The sequence below is a fragment of the Mesorhizobium sp. P160219 genome, from assembly GCF_057786095.1.
The window spans coordinates 3233697-3249948 of sequence record NZ_JBYNWG010000001.1; the positions used below are offsets into that span (position 1 = coordinate 3233697).

A 16252-nucleotide genomic window follows, 5' to 3' on the forward strand; every position below is an offset into this window, starting at 1 on the left:
CGCAAATGAGAACTTTACAAATACTCGTATTTATGTGAAGTAAATCACTGAAAGGTCGATCATGACAAACAGTCGCTTCGCCACCCGCCTGAATTCCTTCGCCTCGCGGCCGCAAGCCGAATGGCCTGATCTCACCGGCAAGCCGTCCATGCTGCAGATGGCCACTCGCGCGGCCAAGGTCGACGGGTTGACCGATCTTGATCTTAATTTCCCCGATCATGTCAGTGAAAAGCCGGCTGAAATCGCCCGAAAGCTCGGCGGTCTCGGGCTTTCCATCAATGGCTTTGCCATGCGTTACTACTCCAATCCGGCCTTCAAGCTCGGCGCCTTCACCAATCCGGACCCGGCGGTGCGCCGCGAAGCCATCGACTTGACCAAGGCCGGTATCGATGCGGTGCGCGCGTGCGGCGCCAGTCTGATGACGCTGTGGCTGGGCCAGGATGGCTTCGACTATGCATTTCAAACTGACTATGCGACGCTCTGGCAGCACGAAATCGAGGGGATTCGTGAAGTTGCCGCGCATGATCCCGGCTGCCAGATCAGCCTGGAGTACAAGCCTAACGAACCGCGCTCCTACTCGCTGATGCCGGATGCCGCGACCACCTTGCTGGCGATCCGCGATGTCGGCCTACCCAATCTCGGCGTCACGCTCGATTTTGCCCATGTGCTCTATGCCGACGAACAGCCGGCCTTCGCCGCGGCGCTGATCGCTCGCCACAGCAAGCTGCTCGGCGTCCATCTCAACGATGGCTATGCCAAGCGCGACGACGGCCTGATGGTCGGCGCGGTGCACACGCTGCAGACCATCGAACTGCTGCGCCAGATTCGGTGCGACGGCTATGCCGGCGCCATCTACTTCGACACCTTTCCCGACATGACCGGGCTCGATCCGGTGCGCGAATGCGAAGTCAACATCGCCACCGTCAAGCGCCTGCTGCGCGTTGTCGACCGGCTGGAGAAGGATAACCGCCTGTCCGCCGCCATGGACAGCCAGGACGCCGTGACGTCGCAGGCTATCGTCCAGGAAGCCATGCTCGGGCCGGAGACGAGGGGACGTGGATGACGTTGAGCAATCTCGATCTGAAAGCCGTGGGGCCGCGCATCCGCATGATGATGCCGCATCTCACCCCGCTTGAGGCCAAGGTGGTGGAAACCGTCTTCGGCCGGCGCGGTTTCGACGAGACCATTCCGCTCAAGCAGATCGCCGAGGAGGCCGGCGTGTCCGAGGCGATGGTGGTCAAGATCGCCAAGAAACTCGGCTTCTCCGGCTACCGCGACTTCCGCACCGCCGTCTATGAATACAGCCGCCTCCCGACCGCCGAGATGCACCAGGAACTGTCGGTCGACGACAGCTCGGCCGAGATCGTGCAGAAAGTGTTCCGCACCTCGATCCAGGCGCTGGAGGAGACGCTCGCGATCCTCGACATGGACGATTTCGACCGTGCCGCCGATCTGCTCTACCGCGCCAGGAACCGCGATTTCTATGGTGTCGGCGGCTCCGCCCAGATCGCCCGCGACGTCTCGCACAAATTCCTGCGCATCGGCATCCGCGCGTCTGTCTATGACGACTCGCACATGATGCTGATGTCGGCCTCGCTGCTCGGCGCCGACGACATCGCCGTCGGCTTTTCGCATTCCGGCAACACGTCGGCCGTCATCGACGCCATCCATCTTGCCCGCAAGAGCGGCGCCCGCACGCTGGCCATCACCAACTACGACAACTCGCCGCTGGCCCGGATTGCCGACATCGTGCTGTGCTCGACCGCGCAAGGCTCGCCGCTGATGGGCGAAAACGCAGCGGCGCGCATCGCGCAACTCAACATCCTCGACGCTTTGTTCGTGGCGGTGGCGCAGCGCGACTACCAGGCGGCGGAGCGCAATCTCGGCCGCACCATGTCGGCGGTCACCTCGAAACGAAAAGACCGGGGCACATGACGGTTCCGCTGGTCACCGTCTTCGGCAGCCTGCACTACGACATCATGGTCGACGCGCCCGACCGTCCGCGCAAGGGCGAGACTGTGACCGGCCATGCCTGGCAGCCGAAATGCGGCGGCAAGGGCGGCAACCAGGCGGTCTCGGCGGCACGCGCCGGCGTGCGTGCGGCGATGATCGGCGCCGTCGGCGACGACGATTTCGGCACGGCGCTGCTGGCCAATCTCGATCGCGCCGGCGTTGATCGCCGCTTCGTGCGCGTGGCGGCAGGCGCAGGCTCCGGCATCAGCGTGGCGATCTTCGACAGCGATGGCGACTATGGTGCGGTGATCGTCTCCGGCAGCAATCTCACCCTGGGCAGTGATGACATCGCGGCTGCGGGCGAGGTGGTGGTACAGACGGCAGTGCTGTTGCTGCAGAACGAAGTGCCCGATGCCGCCAACATCGCTGCCGCGCGCGCGGTGAGGGCATCCGGAGGCCGCGTCGTGCTCAACGCCGCACCGGCGCGAACACTGTCGGCCGAATTGACCGCGCTGATAGACATCGTCATCGTCAACGCCATCGAAGCGGAATTTTTGGCCGGCGTTCCGGTCGTCGATACGCTCGCCGGCGCAACCGAAGCCGCGCGGCGGCTGATCGATGCCTACCCCTCGGCGATCGTCACCGCCGGCGGCGAAGGTGTCGCCTATTGCGACCGGACCGGCGCGGCCTTCGCACTGGCGGCCGTCCCGGTCAAGGTCGTCAGCACCCATGGCGCCGGCGACGAATTCGTCGGCGCCTTCGCGGCAGGCCTCGCCCGTGGCCATCCGATGGAAGCGGCGATCGCCACGGCCAATGCCGCCGCCGCCTCGCTGGTGGCGACACCGGAGGGAAAGCGCAGCTCGCGTTGAAAACTCAGGCCGCATATTGCCGCCTCCAAACCCGTGCCCCCGTCGATGAGCGAAACGGCAAACCGGGCGCGGCGAGAACCTGCTTGGCTTTGCCCTGATGGAGGCGCGGGACCAAGCTGCGTGGTCGAAAGTAGGGAGCTTCAGTCCGCTTCGCCGGCCGAACTTTTGCCGCACTGCGCCAGCACCTTACCGATCGCAGCGCTCGAGCCCGTCAGCGGAAAGCTGTTCTCGCCATATTTGTCGGCCGTAACCGTGACGTCGCCCTTGCCGCGCAACAGGCCGAGCAGTGGATCGTCTTTGCTCAGCTCAGCCGTGAAGTAATTATACATGGCCTCGAGGTCGAGCTTTTTGGTCACGCTCTTGTCACCGCCCTTGAAGGTGAAGGAAGCGCTGATGCCGGGTTCCAGCTGCTGGCCGGCCGCACCCAGATCGTAGCTCAGCACCGGCTTGTCGAAACAGACGAGCATCAGATGCGCATCGGCCTTCGGTCCGCCGCACACCGAAGCCGTCAGCACGCTGCCGCCTTCGTCTTCTTCCATCTTGGCGCTCCAGTTGCAGGATGCGGCAAAAGCCGGCTGCGCGGCTTGCAGCGCGGCCAGAACGGAACCTGCCATCATGAACTTCGCCAATGCACTTTGCATGATCCCCTCCCAAGCTACATTCAACGAGATCATACAGGACAAAAGGCCTGGTGACAGCGGCATATGCCGTCTTAGCCCCCGGCGCGCCCCATTGATCAAGCCTTTGAGACCGGCCTCGACGTCCAGGGCGGCTCCGGCGCGAAGCGCTTGCCGATCCACTCGGCGAAGGCGCGTGTCTTGGCGGCTTGTCCCTTGGCCGAGGGCATGACGACATAGACCGCGCCTTCGTCGGCCAGCGTCCAGTCCGCCAGCACCGGCACCAGCCGTCCGTCGGCGAGTTCGCGTCCGACAAGCCAGTCGGTGCTCATCATCAGGCCGAGGCCTTGCACCGCGGCTTCGACCAGCACCTCGGCATCGTCGCACACCATCGGCCCCGAGACGTCGACGTTGACGCGGCGTCCCGAACTGTCGGTCATCTCCCAGGTTGGAAAGGTCTGGAAGCCGGAGAAGCCGAGGCAGGCGTGTTCTGTGAGCGCTTCCGGCGCTTCCGGCGTGCCCCGGCGGGCGAGGTAGGAGGGAGCAGCGCACAGCAACCGCCGCCGTGTCGCGATCTTGCGCGCCACCAGGCGCGAGTCCTCCAGCGCGCCGAGACGGACGGCGACATCGAAGTTCTCTGCAACGAGATCGACGAACCGGTTGGAGAACTCGGCCTCGATGCGGACATCCGGGAACGTCGCTAGAAATTGCGGCAGCAGCGGCCCGATCCACATACGGCCAAAGGTTCCCGGCATCGCCAGCCGCAGCAAGCCCCGCGGAGCCCCGCTGGCATGCGCGGAAGCAGCAGCCTCAGCTTCGTCTACCGAGGCGAGGATGGCGCGGACACGCACCAGGAACTCCGCTCCGGCCTCCGTCAACGACACGCTTCGGGTGGTCCGGTGCAGCAGCCGCACGCCGAGCCGCTCCTCCAGCGATTGCAGGCGGCGTGACAGAACCGTCGAGTCGCGCCCGACGCGCAACGCTGCCTTGGTGAAGGAGCGCGCTTCCGTGATGGCCGCAAAGGCGGCCATTTCGGCAAGGCTGGCGGGGTCGTGTGATTGCTGCATAAAGCACAGGATTCAAATGTAAAAATTCCAGATTATCTGCTTGTAGCGCAGCAGATAGCTTCACTCAATCCTGACGATTGACCCCTTAAACAGGAATGCGTGAGCCATGAAAGCCATCGAACTGACCGCCGCCAAGCTGGACGCCTTTCGCGCCACCACCATTGCCACGCCTGAACCGCAGCGCGGCGAAGTGCTGATCCGCCAGCGCGCCGCGAGCCTGAATTTCGTCGATGTGGCGGTGGCCAGCGGCAATTATCGCGTGCCCGGCTTTCCGCTCATTCCCGTCGCCGACGGCGCCGGCGAGATCGTCGCGCTGGGGGAGGGCGTTACGGATTTCGCCGTCGGCGATCGCGTCGTTGCCCATGCCAAGCCGCGCTGGATCGGCGGTCCGCCCCGGCCTAACGAGATGACGCAGATGCGCGGAATTTCGCTGCCGGGGTCGCTCGCCGAATATGTCGCGCTGCCGGCCAACTCGCTCGTGCCGGTACCGGCTCGTCTCTCCTTCGAGGCGGCGTCGACCCTGCCGATCGCCGCGACCACCGCCTGGAACGCCGTCCGCGCCGCCGATGTCGGGCCGGGCTCGGTCGTCGTGCTGCTCGGCACCGGCGGCGTCTCCATCTTCACCCTTCAGCTGGCGAAAGCCGCCGGCGCAACCGTCATCATCACTTCTTCGTCGGACGAGAAGCTGGAGCGGGCGAAGGCACTCGGCGCCGATCATCTCATCAACTACCGCGCAACGCCCGACTGGGACGGCAAGGTGCTGGAACTGACCGGCGGCCTCGGCGCCGACCTCGTCGTCGAGACCGCCGGCACCGCCACCTTCGCCCGCGCCGTCAACGCCACCGCGCCTGGCGGCACGCTGTTCACCATCGGTTTCGTCACCGGCGCCGAGGCCACGGTCGACCTGCTGCCGATCATCATCAAGGCACTGAAGGTGATCGGCAACAACACCGGGTCGGTATCTGACCTTCGCGCCGCCGTCCGCGCCATCGCCGCCGCCCGCATCGACCCGGTCGTCGACAAGGTGTTCAGCCAGGAGCAGGCGGCCGAAGCCTACGCGCACATGGCGGCAGGCGGGCAGCATTTCGGCAAGCTTGCGTTCAAGCTCGACTGGTAACCGAGGCGCGCGAGCTGCCAATCTCCCCCCTTGAGGGGGAGATGCCCGGCAGGGCAGAGGGGGTCGGTCCGACCGGGCTCGACCTACTGCGGCGGAAGGAGGTTGGCGCTCTACGAGAGGCGACCCCCTCTGTCGCCTTCGGCGACATCTCCCCCTCAAGGGGGGAGATTACGCACGCCGCTTCCTAGATCAACTTCTCCAGCGTGATCGGCAAATCCCGCACTCTTTTTCCCGTCGCATGGAACACCGCATTGGCGATCGCTGGCGCTACGCCGACGATGGCCAGTTCGCCGACACCCTTGCCGCCGAGCACCGAAGAGTGCAGGTCGGGAATGCCGACCGAGATGACCTCGATATCGGGGATGTCGGCATTGGTCGGCACCAGATAGTCGCCGAGATTGTTGTTGACGATGCGGCCATGCCTGCGGTCGACAATGCCTTCTTCCAGCAGCGCCTGGCCGATGCCCATGATGATGCCGCCCTTCCACTGGCTTTCGGCCAGCTTGGGGTTGTAGAGCCGGCCCGAATCCAGCGCCGACACCACGCGCGACACGCGCACGGTGCCGAAATCCTCGTCGACGCGCACCTCGATGAAATGCGCGCACCAGGAGTGGCGCGAATAGTCGCCCTCGGTGTGCGGCAGTGCCGCCGCGATGGTGGTGTAGTTCTTGTAGCGATCCTCGGCGGTCGAGTTCGCCGGCATGGTGTCGCCGGTGGCCTCGATGCGGTCGCGGCCGACGCTGGCCAGCAGGTCGGCGATCGAGACATCGGGACCATCGCCGCGCGGCGACCTCATGCGGCCATTGGCGACGACCAGCGTGTTGGCCTGGAGCGCGTGGAAGGGCGAGCGCGGATCGCTGATCGCCAGTCCGACAAGCTGATCGAGCGCCGATGTCGCCGCTTTGTAGACCGCGCCCGTCATCACGCCGGCCAGCCGCGACCCGCCGGCCACGCCGGCGCGGGGATACCGGGAATCGCCGAGCTTCACGACGACATGGTCGGCCGCCACGCCGACCGTTTCGGCCGCCGTCTGCGCCAGGATCGTGTAGGTGCCCTGGCCCATGTCGATCGAGGAGCTTTCGACCTCGACCGAGCCGTTGGCAAGGATACGCACGATGGCCTCGCCGTAAGCGCGCCGTACCGGATAGGTGCCGGCGGCGACGCCCCAGCCGATCAGCTGGTTGCCATCGCGCATAGAACGCGGTTTGGGCGTGCGCTGGGGCCAGCCGAAGCGTTCGGCGCCAGCCGCGAAAGCCTCGCGCAACTGCCGCGTCGACCAAGCCTTTTTTGCGTGCGGATCCTGCTCGGCGTAATTCCTCAGCCGGATCTCCAGCGGATCGATGCCGACCTCGTAGGCGAGCTCGTCAATGGCGCTTTCGATGCCGAAGGCGCTAGGGTTTTCGCCCGGCGCGCGCATGGCGCCAGGCACCACCGAATTCACCCGCACGACATTCTGCTTCGAGGAGAAGTTGGGCGTCGCATACATGATCGAGGTGACCACGCCCAACGGCTCGACCCACATGCCGTCGATCGACGTTTCATTGACGCCGCGATGCACGATCGACTGGATTTTTCCGTCACGGTCGGCGCCGATCGTCACCGTCTGGCGGGTCGCGGCGCGGCCGCCATAGCCGGTAAAAGTCTGCGGCCGAGTCATGACCACCCTCACGGGCCGTCCCAGCATCTTGGCTGCGGCAGCCGCTACCGCGCCGTGGCCGAGCGCCAGCGCCTTGGAGCCGAAGCCGCCACCGATATAGGGCGAGACCAGCCGCACATTCTCGAAAGGCAGGCCGAACCATTCGGCATAGGTGCGGGCCATACCGTCGAGCCACTGGCTTGGTTCCCACACGGTCAGCTTGTCGCCCTCCCAGCGGGCGATGAGGCCATGCGGCTCCATCGGCGCCTGATATTCGCGCGGCGTGTTGTAGGCGCCGCAGACGCGCACCGGGGCAGCGGCGAAAGCGGCCTGCGCATCGCCCCATTCCTTGGTCATGGCGGCGATCGGAATGCCGTCGCCCGCCTTGGCGTCGCTGAGGTCGACGATGGCCGGCGTCTCGTCATAGCTGACCTTGACCAGGGCTGCGGCCGCAACGGCCTGCTCGAAGGTCTCCGCGATGACCGCGGCGACATGCTGGCCCGAAAAGGTGATATCGCGCGCCAGCGGGCAGTAGGGCTTGTCCGGCGGCGGTGTGCCGAACCAGTCCGATGCAGTCTTCAGCGGCATGATGGTGTCCGGCGTCAGCACCTTGAGCACACCAGGTGCCGCCTCGGCGGCTGACGTGTCGATCGAGCGCACCTTGCCTGATGCGATCGTGCTTTCGACCAGGACGCCGTAGGTTAGCCCGTCGAGCTGCTGCTCGACGGCATATTTTGCCGCACCGGTAATCTTGGCCGGGCCGTCGACGCGCGACAGCCGCCCGCCAACCTGATCGGCAGTGCCGTCCGAAGCGTCGCCGTGCCGTGTCCTGGGGTCGTGAATGGTCATGCCATGGCTCCCGTCTTGAGGATGGCGCGGGCGACGACGCGCGGCGCCAGTTCGATCTTGTAGTGGTTGGCGCCGTGGCCGATGGCCCCTTCCACGGCGAGCAAGCTGGCTGCCCGCACCCTGTCTTCGCTGAGCACCTTGCCCTTCAACGCCGCTTCCACGGCGTGCGCCCGCCACGGCTTCGTCGCGACGCCGCCCAGCGCGACGCGCAGGTCGCGAATGGTGCGGCCATCGGCTTCGAAGTCGATGCCGACTGCGGCACTTGCAGCCGCGAACTCATACGACTGCCGGTCGCGGATCTTGAGATAGGTCGAACGCCGGGCCGTGCCGGAAGCCGGTATGCTGATGGCGGTGATCATCTCGCCCGGTTGGATGGCATGTTCCCTGTCGGGCGTGGCGCCGGGCAGGAGAAAGAAGTCGTCGACGGCAACCTGGCGTTCGCCAAGATGAACCACGGCATCGAAGGCGACCAGCGCGGTGGCGAGGTCACCGGGATACATGGCGATGCAGGCGTCGCTGGTGCCGAGCACGGCATGGCCGCGGGTGACGCCGCCGATCGCCGAGCAGCCGGTGCCGGGCGAGCGCTTGTTGCAGGCGGAAAAATTCGCGGGATCGCGGAAATAGGGGCAGCGCGTGCGCTGCATCAGATTGCCGCCGATGGTCGCCATGTTGCGCAGTTGCGCGGAAGCCGCCTGCCACAGCGCTTCGGAGACCGCGGGAAAGCGGGTCTTGATCTCGGCATGGTCGGCGACGTGGCTCATCTTGGCCAGCGCGCCGATCATGGCACTGTCAGCGTCGACCTTGATGGCGTCGAGCCCTTTGAGATGGGTGATGTCGACCAGGCTGTCGGGTTCGGCCACGCCGCATTTGGCGAGATCGACCAGCGTCGTGCCACCGGCAAGCAGCATGGCCCCAGGCAGGGCGGCTGCCTGTCGTGCCGCATCGATGCTATCGGCGCGAACGTAGGAAAAATCCCTCATGACGCGACCTCCAGTGCCGCCTGGCGCACGGCGGCAACGATGTGCGGATAGGCGCCGCAGCGGCACAGATTGCCGGCCATGTATTCGCGGATCTCGTCATCCGAGCCGGCATGGCCCTCGCGGATGCAGGCGACCGCCGACATGATCTGTCCCGGCGTGCAGTAGCCGCACTGGAAAGCATCCTGGTCGAGGAAAGCAGCCTGAACCGCGTTGAGCGTGCCGTCATCGCCGGCCAATCCTTCGATGGTGGTGATCTCGCGGCCTTCGACCTGTGCTGCAAGCGTCAGGCAGGACAGCACGCGCTGTCCCTCGACATGCACCGTGCAGGCGCCGCACTGGCCCTGGTCGCAACCCTTCTTGGTGCCGGTCAGGTCGAGGCGATCACGCAAGGCGTCAAGCAGCGTGACGCGCGGCTCGACCTGCAGTTCGTGACTGTGTCCGTTGATGGTGAGACGGATTGGGATAGTGGTGGATTTGGTTTGGTCGGTCATGAGGCGTCTGGCTCCAGTTGCTTGACGCTAGGGGATTGAAATGGGCTCGAGTGGGAGAGGACAAGGGAAGAGGCGACGGTGCGCCTAATCTCCCCCCTTGTGGGGGAGATGTCCGGCAGGGCAGAGGGGGGCGCGAAGGAATGCGACGTTCCCGATTTACATGCGTCGAAATAGACCTTTCCAAGCGGGTGTTGGTCGGCGGGACAGCGCTCCCTCTGTCCTGCCGGACATCTCCCCCACGAGTGGGGAGATTGGCAGCTCTGCCGCCCCAACTCTCCAGCGGGCAGGGATGCTTCAGTCTTCACAATCTCAACACGTGACATACCGGCTCCCCTGATTATATGATAAGACTGCTCCACTAAAACGGAGGCGCCTCCGTTTATCTAGTTGGGGACTTACCCCTTTGGGTTCAAGCCCCCATATATCGACAGTGGAGAAAAAATTGACCGAGCAGTCGCAAGCAATTGCCGACGAGAAGCGCGAAGCCGCAGCGCCAAGGCCGCTGCGCGCCGATGCGCAGCGCAACCGCGACCGGCTGGTCGAGGTTGCGGCAGCGGCCTTTGCCGAGCACGGTGTCGATGCCTCGCTGGAGGAGATCGCGCGCCAGGCCGGCGTCGGCATCGGCACGCTCTACCGGCATTTCCCAACCCGCGAGCATCTGGTCGAAGTGGTCTACCGGCGTGAAGTCGAGGCGCTCTGTGCGGCGGCCGATGACCTCGCCAGCCACCATTCGGCCGACATGGCGCTGGAACAGTGGATGCAGCGCTTCGTCGACTACATCGCCACCAAGCGCGGCCTGGCGGCCAGCCTGCGCATCCTGTTCAACACCAATTCCGCCGTGTTCTCCGACATGTCGGGCCGGGTGTCGCTGGCCTTGCGGCAACTGGTCGAGGCGGCGGTGGCCGAAGGCTCGATCCGCAGCGACGTCGACGCCTCCGATGTGCTGCACGCACTCGGCGGCATCTACTCGGCCCCCGACACCAAGGACTGGCGCGACCGCTCGCGCCGGCTGGTCAAGCTGCTGATGGACGGGCTGCGGTTCGGGGCAGGGAAGAGGTGACCTAGCGGCTCAAGCCGAACCATCGACCGCATAGAACCGAAACGCGCCGGGCAGCCCGCTTGCCGCCATTTCGCCACGCTCCTCGAACCGCAGGCCGGAGCCGACCACGAGATCGCGCACCGTCCTTGATGCGATGATTTCGCCCGGCCGCGCATGGTCAAGCAGACGCGATGACAGTTCGATCGCCGCGCCTGAAAATTGATGGCCCCGCTGCTCGCACTCGCCGATATGCACCGCCGAGCGGACCTCGACACCGGATTGCCGCAAGCGATCGCGGATGGCGATCGCGCACTGGATCGACCGCGTTGGCCGCTGGAACACCGCGAGCACCTTGCCGTCCGATCGGCTGATCTCTCTGCCTTCGGCCGCGAGGAGTTCGCCACGGAGCGCTTCGGCGTGCCGCTCGGCCGGGTCGATGCCGAAAGGCGAGCCCGTCATATCGAGGGACAGCACCGACACAAGCAGCCGTTCGCCTGGGGCCGCCGGCAAGGCGCCGGTGACGAAAGCCTGGATCTCGTCGACGATCCGATCGGAATTCTCGCCCCAGATGACGTGGTCGCGGCCGGCGAACTCAATGTATCGGGCGCCCTCGATGTGCGTCGCCAGGTAACGTCCTTCTTCCCGCTTCACCCAGCCGTCGCCAGTCGTCTGCATGATCAGTGTCGGAACATGGACAGCAGGCAGAATGTCGCGAACATCGATTTCGGCTCCCCAGCGCCACAGGGCGATCGCGTCGGCGGGCGAGGCAGAATTCCTGAGATAGGCGGCGAACCATTCTGTCTCGAACGTGTCGCTCATCAGACTGGGCGCCGCGTTGCTCATATCCGCCGCCGCTCCCCATTCTTTCTCGACGATCGCCAGATCCTCTTCCACCTGCTCGCTTGTCTTCGCCCACGGATAGTCTTGTGACCACCTGCCGCGGGCGTAGGCCCCATTGAGCACGAGTGCCGCTGTGCGCTCGGGATAGGTCGCCGCGAACAGCATGCACATCGGGCCGCCCTCGGAGCTGCCGAAAAGCACCGTGCGCTTCGAGCCAACCGCATCCAGCACTGCCCGCACATCTTCCATCCGCTCTTCCAGGGTCGGCAGACCGACATTGCGGTCCGAGAGCCCGGTGCCGCGCTTGTCCATGCGGATTAGGCGCGAGAAAGTGCCGAGCCGCCGGTGCACATGCGAAAGCCGCGGCGAGCCCCAGGCGTGGTCGAGGTTGGAGACCCATCCCGGCACATGGATCAGGTCGACCGGACCGTCGCCGGTCACCTGATACGCGATGTTGATCCCGGCCGATTTGACATAGTGGGTCGGGGGGGCTGCGAGTTCGTGGCTGAAGCCGGTAGCGTCATCCGCATCAGTCGTGGGTGGCCGTGCCGGCGCCATTGTGCGGCGTGTGCGCAGCGTCTCGAACAATTGCCGCGTCTCCGGCTCCGGCTGCAGCTTGAGATCGCGTAGAAGCGCGGTGCGGCAGTGCTCATATTGCTTCAGCGCGAGATTGGTCCTGCCTTGCGCCGCATAGGCGCGCATCAGGGCACGGTGGACATCCTCCCTCAACGGGTCCATGGCCAGCAGGCGCGCCGCCGCGCGCACGCATGCGGCAGGATCGTTCGTCGCGGCATAATGCGCGACGAGCCTGTCGAGCGCCGCGACGGCCAGTGCCCGCAGCCGCTCGCGTTCGATCCTCAGCCAGTCCTCGAATGGCTCCTCCTTCAGGCCGAAGCCGTCGAGCAGGTCGCCGCGGTAGACATTGAGCGCCAGTTCGAGGTCTTCGGGTGCCGGGCTGGCGACCAGCGCCTCGAACCGCGCGACGTCGAAATCAAGGCCGTCGAGATGCAGAGCGACGCTGTTGCCATCGGTGAGGAAGCGGCCGCCGCCGCACGTCTGCATGGCCTTCCTGACAGACGATACCGCTTGCCGCAGGCTCATTCGCGCCTGCGCCTCGCTGTTGATGCCCCAGAGCAGGGTCGCCAGCTTCTCGCGCGACTGCGAATGCCCCGACTGCAGCGCGAGATAGGCGACCATCGCACGCGCCTTGCGGCTGATGGCTGGAACCGTGGCCCCGACGCCAGCAAAGTCGAAACCACCCAGCAGGTGAAGATAAGGTCCGGTCATCGGATCCGCCACGGTCACAGCGCGACGACGATCCGCTCAAGCTCGGTCCATTTCAACACTTATTCCGCCGCCGAGGCGCTTTTCACGATTCCATCACGCAGGTTCCCACGCGTTGCTCACGGCGCTTGAGGAGATTGTTCGCACTGGATCTCTTTTCGCAGGAGGATACCGTGCATCACCCTGGCCCGACCGAGTGGCCCATCTGGCATGACGACCCCGGGCGCGACCGGCAGGAGCTTGGCGCACCATCGCGTCACGATATTGCGCTGGCCCGCTATCTCGAAACACAACAGGCCCATCGGGCATTGGCGGCTCGCAGACTCGATCCGGCGGCGGTCGTGGCCTCTGCACTGGCAGCGTTCGTCCGCTGCCTTTTCCGTGCAGCGCTGCGCCGAATTGTCCGCTGGCCAACCGATGCCGCGACAGGGATGGACGATTTCGGCTTGACGTTGTCCAAGGCTCATGCGGAATTTAGCAAGACCCTTTGGGGCCGCTGAGTGCAGCGCCCTTGGTCGACGATCTCATCCCCAACCGCCGCCGCCGCCGCCAGCCCCACCGCCGCCTCCGCTGCCGCCGAGAGAAGGAATCACGGGCGGCTTTTGCGGGATCTCCTCGGCCGGCTTGACCACTTTGCCGGTGGCCGCCTTCTTGTATCTGACCACCTTTGGCTGAGGTGCTACGCGAACCACTTTGCGATGGTTCACCGGCGGCGCCGGCTCAAACATCGGCGACACCGAGGTGCAGCCCATGAGCCCGGCCAGAACGCCGGATAGAATTATCCCGATGAATGCCTGCCCGAATGTCTGCTTGAATGCCTTGCCCACCATGGCCTCCTTATTGTTCAGAACAAATCCCGACGCGGATTGGCTTCTTCCCAGACCCCCCGGGCCGCATTGACCAGTTGCGTGTCCAGCGAACCGGACGCGGGAATCTTCGACTTGAGCTCTCGACGCAGGGCGTCCAAAGCTGCCGTTTTCGGCTTGGTGCCGAACTGCGCCAGGCCCTTTTTGGCGTCCGGCAGCTCCTTGCGCAGATCGAGCGCGACGGCGAATGCCAGGAAGCGCACCGCGACAGCCTGATCGGCCTTGTCGCCTTTCGCCATTTCAAGCGCCGCGCGATCATAGGCGCTCGACGGATCGCCGCGCGTGGTCGCCAGTTCGAACAGCCTTTGCGCTTCCGCCGGGTCCTGGCGCACACCGGCGCCATCCCTGTACATGCGGGCGAGGCTGCCGGGCGCGTAGGGCTGGCCAAGATCGGTGGCCTGCTGGAACAGGGCCTGCGCCGTCTTCGGATCCTTGTCGATGCCCTGGCCGGCGAGGTAATTGCGGCCGAGCAGGTTCATCGAATACATGTCTTGGCGCTGCACCCCCGCTTGCAGGAAGGCGACGGCGCGGGCCGGATCGGCAGGCACGCCATTGCGGCCCTCGGTGAAGATGGCGGCAAGATCGTTCATGGCATAGGTGTGCCCCATGGCCGCCGCCTTGAGCAGCAGGTCGAGGCCCTTGGCCGTATCGCGGTTGACGCCATAGCCATTGAACAGCGCGCGTCCCCACGAGGTCATACCGTAAGGATCACCCTTGTCGGCGGCAGCCTTGTAGAGAGCGTTGGCCTGGGTGCGGTCTATGGTCGTTCCGGTTCCGGTTGCGTTGAGATAGCCGAGTTCGAAGACGGCGCGCACATGGCCTTTCTTGGCGGCGTCCTCGATGGCTGACCTGGCCTCGCCGACCCTGCCTGCCGCAAGCAGGGCGCGGCCGAGCTCGTAGTGGAAGCGGGCGACGTCTGGATAGGTTTTCACGGCCGCCTCGCAGGCTGCCACCGCACCGGCGCCGATCTCGTTCGGCAGCAGGCCGGGCACCACCCCTTGCAGGTCGAGAGGCTCGCCGGCGGCGGTATCGCAGGCATCGACCGTCGGCGACAGCTTCATTGTCGCGGGCTTAGCCGAGCTGCTGTCGGCCCGGATTTCGAAGCCGACCTCGACCGGCGCGCCGGCGCCGATCTGCGGCTCGTAACGGAGATGGTCGACTTCACCGGCCAGAAGGCTGGATTGCGGCGACAAGGTTCGATCAGGCAATGACAGCGTTCCCGTTGCCGGATACCCCGTGACCTTTAGGCTGACCGCCGGATCGTCGGTGGGGAAATCCAGATTGAGCGCGACCGGGCCGACGCCGACGGGAATATCAAGCTTGCGGTTCTCGATCGCTTCGGCAGCGCCGGTGATGTGGATGCCGCGATCCAGCACCTGCTGCTTCTGCTCGGCCTCGAGCGAAGCCATGATCTGCTGACCCGCCGCACCTTCGCCGCTCTTGACGCGGAACACGAGTATGCCCTGGCTCCCGCCGCCCCAATTGTCATGCGTGGCATAGGCCAGCATATCCACCTCGTCCTGCGTGGCGGCGCCTTTGGGGACATCCATTTGCAGGCGCGGCAGGTCCTTGCCGGCGATCGGTTCGCCCACCGCGACGTCTTTGCCGTCCAGCACCAGACGGCCCATTGCCGGCGGACGTTCGATGCTGACGCTGATAGCGCCGCCATCGACATCGACCGGCTCCGGCAGGCCGAGAGCGACAGGACCGACCCCCGAGAGCACTACCTTCTCCAGCACTGGCGGCAGCGAAGGCCGGTTGTTGCGGCGCACCAGCACCACGTCATCGATCAGCGAGGAATTTTCCCAGGGCACCTGCATGCCGTTGGTGGCCTGCACGACATCGCGGCGCACCGCCGACATGACCGTGCGGATCTCCTGGTTCGGCGCCAGCGCGCGCCGCGAAAAGGCCGATGAAAACGGGCTGAGGTCGCCGCTGCCGTCATAGGCGACCGCGCCTGGTTCGGTGGCGAAGGCAATCAGCGTGTTGAGCGAGCTTCGCACCTGCGCCAGCCCGGTATTGCCGGCGGTGACAAGCTGGTCGCGCAGCCAGTAATTGTTGCGCGGGAAGGGGTTGTTGCGGCAGGCATCGAGGATGATCACCTGGATCTTCGACTTCGAGCGCAGCTGCTCCAGCACGTCGTTGAGCTTGATGGCCTGGACCTCGATGTCGGCCGCCTTCTTCAACGAGGCGTCGACGGGTATCAGGAAATTCTCGCCGCCGATCTGAAAGCCGTGCCCGGAATAGTAGACGACGGCGAGATCGGCGCCGTCGGCGGCGGCCAGATAGTCCCGGAACTGGCCTTCGAACTGCTGCTTGGTGAGGTTCTCGGCGACGAAAACCTCGAAGCCGGCCAGCCGGAACGTGGCCGATACGTCCTGGGCATCCTTGGCCGGGTTCTTCAGCGCCGGGATGTCGCGATAATCGGAATTGCCGATGACGAGCGCGACCCTTCGATCGGCGCAGGCCTCGAAGCTTGTGAAGCCGGCAAGGATGAAGGCCGCGATAAATCCGCAAAGTCGGAGCATGACAAAACTCCTGGTCGCGGCCTGACGCCGACGAGAACACCGCTTGCGGCATCAAGGTCCGTTGAGAGTATGCAACCTGCCACAGCATAAAGTGAAAGGCCCGTCACCGCCAGACC

The 16252-nt window shown here is 65.4% G+C and carries 14 protein-coding genes; 6 read left to right on the forward strand and 8 right to left on the reverse strand.

Features of this window, described 5'->3' with window-relative positions; genetic code table 11:
* The first annotated feature begins 61 nt into the window (after window positions 1-61).
* From AC3EMP_RS15640 to AC3EMP_RS15650, 3 genes are read left to right on the forward strand one after another with little or no spacing between them, the layout of a single operon-like run.
* Window positions 62-1063, forward strand: a complete 1002-nt coding sequence (locus AC3EMP_RS15640; protein ID WP_023685468.1) for a sugar phosphate isomerase/epimerase family protein — start codon at window positions 62-64, stop codon at window positions 1061-1063.
* Window positions 1060-1935 (forward strand): MurR/RpiR family transcriptional regulator, encoded by an 876-nt coding sequence (locus tag AC3EMP_RS15645; RefSeq protein WP_023730361.1) that lies wholly within the window; start codon window positions 1060-1062, stop codon window positions 1933-1935. The genes AC3EMP_RS15640 and AC3EMP_RS15645 overlap by 4 nt, the downstream gene beginning before the upstream one ends.
* On the forward strand, window positions 1932-2822 hold the full coding sequence (locus tag AC3EMP_RS15650; RefSeq protein WP_023695490.1) for a ribokinase: 891 nt from the start codon (window positions 1932-1934) through the stop codon (window positions 2820-2822). The genes AC3EMP_RS15645 and AC3EMP_RS15650 overlap by 4 nt, the downstream gene beginning before the upstream one ends.
* Before the next feature lie 140 nt (window positions 2823-2962).
* Here AC3EMP_RS15650 and AC3EMP_RS15655 read toward each other — a convergent pair whose 3' ends face one another.
* A complete protein-coding gene (locus AC3EMP_RS15655) occupies window positions 2963-3463 on the reverse strand; it encodes a hypothetical protein (protein ID WP_023713519.1) in 501 nt (166 codons plus the stop codon).
* A gap of 95 nt (window positions 3464-3558) precedes the next feature.
* Window positions 3559-4506 (reverse strand): LysR family transcriptional regulator, encoded by a 948-nt coding sequence (locus AC3EMP_RS15660; protein WP_023688979.1) that lies wholly within the window; start codon window positions 4504-4506, stop codon window positions 3559-3561.
* Between the two features lie 106 nt (window positions 4507-4612).
* Between AC3EMP_RS15660 and AC3EMP_RS15665 the strand changes: the two genes are divergently transcribed.
* Window positions 4613-5623, forward strand: a complete 1011-nt coding sequence (locus AC3EMP_RS15665) for a zinc-dependent alcohol dehydrogenase family protein (RefSeq protein WP_352497225.1) — start codon at window positions 4613-4615, stop codon at window positions 5621-5623.
* 184 nt (window positions 5624-5807) lie between these two features.
* Here the strand turns inward: AC3EMP_RS15665 and AC3EMP_RS15670 are convergent, their stop codons facing one another.
* From AC3EMP_RS15670 to AC3EMP_RS15680, 3 genes are read right to left on the reverse strand one after another with little or no spacing between them, the layout of a single operon-like run.
* A complete protein-coding gene (locus AC3EMP_RS15670; RefSeq protein ID WP_352595832.1) occupies window positions 5808-8108 on the reverse strand; it encodes a xanthine dehydrogenase family protein molybdopterin-binding subunit in 2301 nt (766 codons plus the stop codon).
* Window positions 8105-9088, reverse strand: coding sequence for an FAD binding domain-containing protein (locus tag AC3EMP_RS15675; protein WP_023672518.1), 984 nt, complete (start codon window positions 9086-9088; stop codon window positions 8105-8107). The genes AC3EMP_RS15670 and AC3EMP_RS15675 overlap by 4 nt, the downstream gene beginning before the upstream one ends.
* Window positions 9085-9579 carry a (2Fe-2S)-binding protein gene (locus tag AC3EMP_RS15680; protein ID WP_023672519.1) on the reverse strand — a complete coding sequence of 165 codons (495 nt, stop codon included), beginning with the start codon at window positions 9577-9579 and terminating at the stop codon, window positions 9085-9087. The genes AC3EMP_RS15675 and AC3EMP_RS15680 overlap by 4 nt, the downstream gene beginning before the upstream one ends.
* Before the next feature lie 442 nt (window positions 9580-10021).
* Between AC3EMP_RS15680 and AC3EMP_RS15685 the strand changes: the two genes are divergently transcribed.
* Window positions 10022-10639 carry a TetR/AcrR family transcriptional regulator gene (locus AC3EMP_RS15685; RefSeq protein WP_023709407.1) on the forward strand — a complete coding sequence of 206 codons (618 nt, stop codon included), beginning with the start codon at window positions 10022-10024 and terminating at the stop codon, window positions 10637-10639.
* Window positions 10640-10648: 9 nt separating this feature from the next.
* Here AC3EMP_RS15685 and AC3EMP_RS15690 read toward each other — a convergent pair whose 3' ends face one another.
* Window positions 10649-12745, reverse strand: a complete 2097-nt coding sequence (locus AC3EMP_RS15690) for an alpha/beta fold hydrolase (protein ID WP_031195131.1) — start codon at window positions 12743-12745, stop codon at window positions 10649-10651.
* Window positions 12746-12879: 134 nt separating this feature from the next.
* On the opposite strand from AC3EMP_RS15690, the gene AC3EMP_RS15695 reads away from it, so the two are divergent.
* The gene (locus AC3EMP_RS15695) at window positions 12880-13242 is read left to right on the forward strand and encodes a hypothetical protein (RefSeq protein WP_023672522.1); all 363 of its coding nucleotides are present in this window, start codon (window positions 12880-12882) and stop codon (window positions 13240-13242) included.
* Between the two features lie 24 nt (window positions 13243-13266).
* On the opposite strand, the gene AC3EMP_RS15700 is transcribed toward AC3EMP_RS15695, so the two are convergent.
* Window positions 13267-13572 (reverse strand): hypothetical protein, encoded by a 306-nt coding sequence (locus tag AC3EMP_RS15700; protein WP_023705136.1) that lies wholly within the window; start codon window positions 13570-13572, stop codon window positions 13267-13269.
* Window positions 13573-13586: 14 nt separating this feature from the next.
* Window positions 13587-16136 (reverse strand): caspase family protein, encoded by a 2550-nt coding sequence (locus AC3EMP_RS15705; protein ID WP_023705135.1) that lies wholly within the window; start codon window positions 16134-16136, stop codon window positions 13587-13589.
* Window positions 16137-16252 lie beyond the last annotated feature (116 nt).

What these genes read in the sequence shown, in the direction of transcription:
- AC3EMP_RS15665 (WP_352497225.1), top strand. Translation starts at nt 4,613, where the DNA reads ATGAAAGCCATCGAACTGACCGCCGCCAAGCTGGACGCCTTTCGCGCC.
- AC3EMP_RS15650 (WP_023695490.1), top strand. Translation starts at nt 1,932, where the DNA reads ATGACGGTTCCGCTGGTCACCGTCTTCGGCAGCCTGCACTACGACATC.
- AC3EMP_RS15660 (WP_023688979.1), bottom strand. Translation starts at nt 4,506, where the DNA reads ATGCAGCAATCACACGACCCCGCCAGCCTTGCCGAAATGGCCGCCTTT.
- AC3EMP_RS15640 (WP_023685468.1), top strand. Translation starts at nt 62, where the DNA reads ATGACAAACAGTCGCTTCGCCACCCGCCTGAATTCCTTCGCCTCGCGG.
- AC3EMP_RS15675 (WP_023672518.1), bottom strand. Translation starts at nt 9,088, where the DNA reads ATGAGGGATTTTTCCTACGTTCGCGCCGATAGCATCGATGCGGCACGA.
- AC3EMP_RS15680 (WP_023672519.1), bottom strand. Translation starts at nt 9,579, where the DNA reads ATGACCGACCAAACCAAATCCACCACTATCCCAATCCGTCTCACCATC.
- AC3EMP_RS15705 (WP_023705135.1), bottom strand. Translation starts at nt 16,136, where the DNA reads ATGCTCCGACTTTGCGGATTTATCGCGGCCTTCATCCTTGCCGGCTTC.
- AC3EMP_RS15655 (WP_023713519.1), bottom strand. Translation starts at nt 3,463, where the DNA reads ATGCAAAGTGCATTGGCGAAGTTCATGATGGCAGGTTCCGTTCTGGCC.
- AC3EMP_RS15670 (WP_352595832.1), bottom strand. Translation starts at nt 8,108, where the DNA reads ATGACCATTCACGACCCCAGGACACGGCACGGCGACGCTTCGGACGGC.
- AC3EMP_RS15645 (WP_023730361.1), top strand. Translation starts at nt 1,060, where the DNA reads ATGACGTTGAGCAATCTCGATCTGAAAGCCGTGGGGCCGCGCATCCGC.
- AC3EMP_RS15700 (WP_023705136.1), bottom strand. Translation starts at nt 13,572, where the DNA reads ATGGTGGGCAAGGCATTCAAGCAGACATTCGGGCAGGCATTCATCGGG.
- AC3EMP_RS15690 (WP_031195131.1), bottom strand. Translation starts at nt 12,745, where the DNA reads ATGACCGGACCTTATCTTCACCTGCTGGGTGGTTTCGACTTTGCTGGC.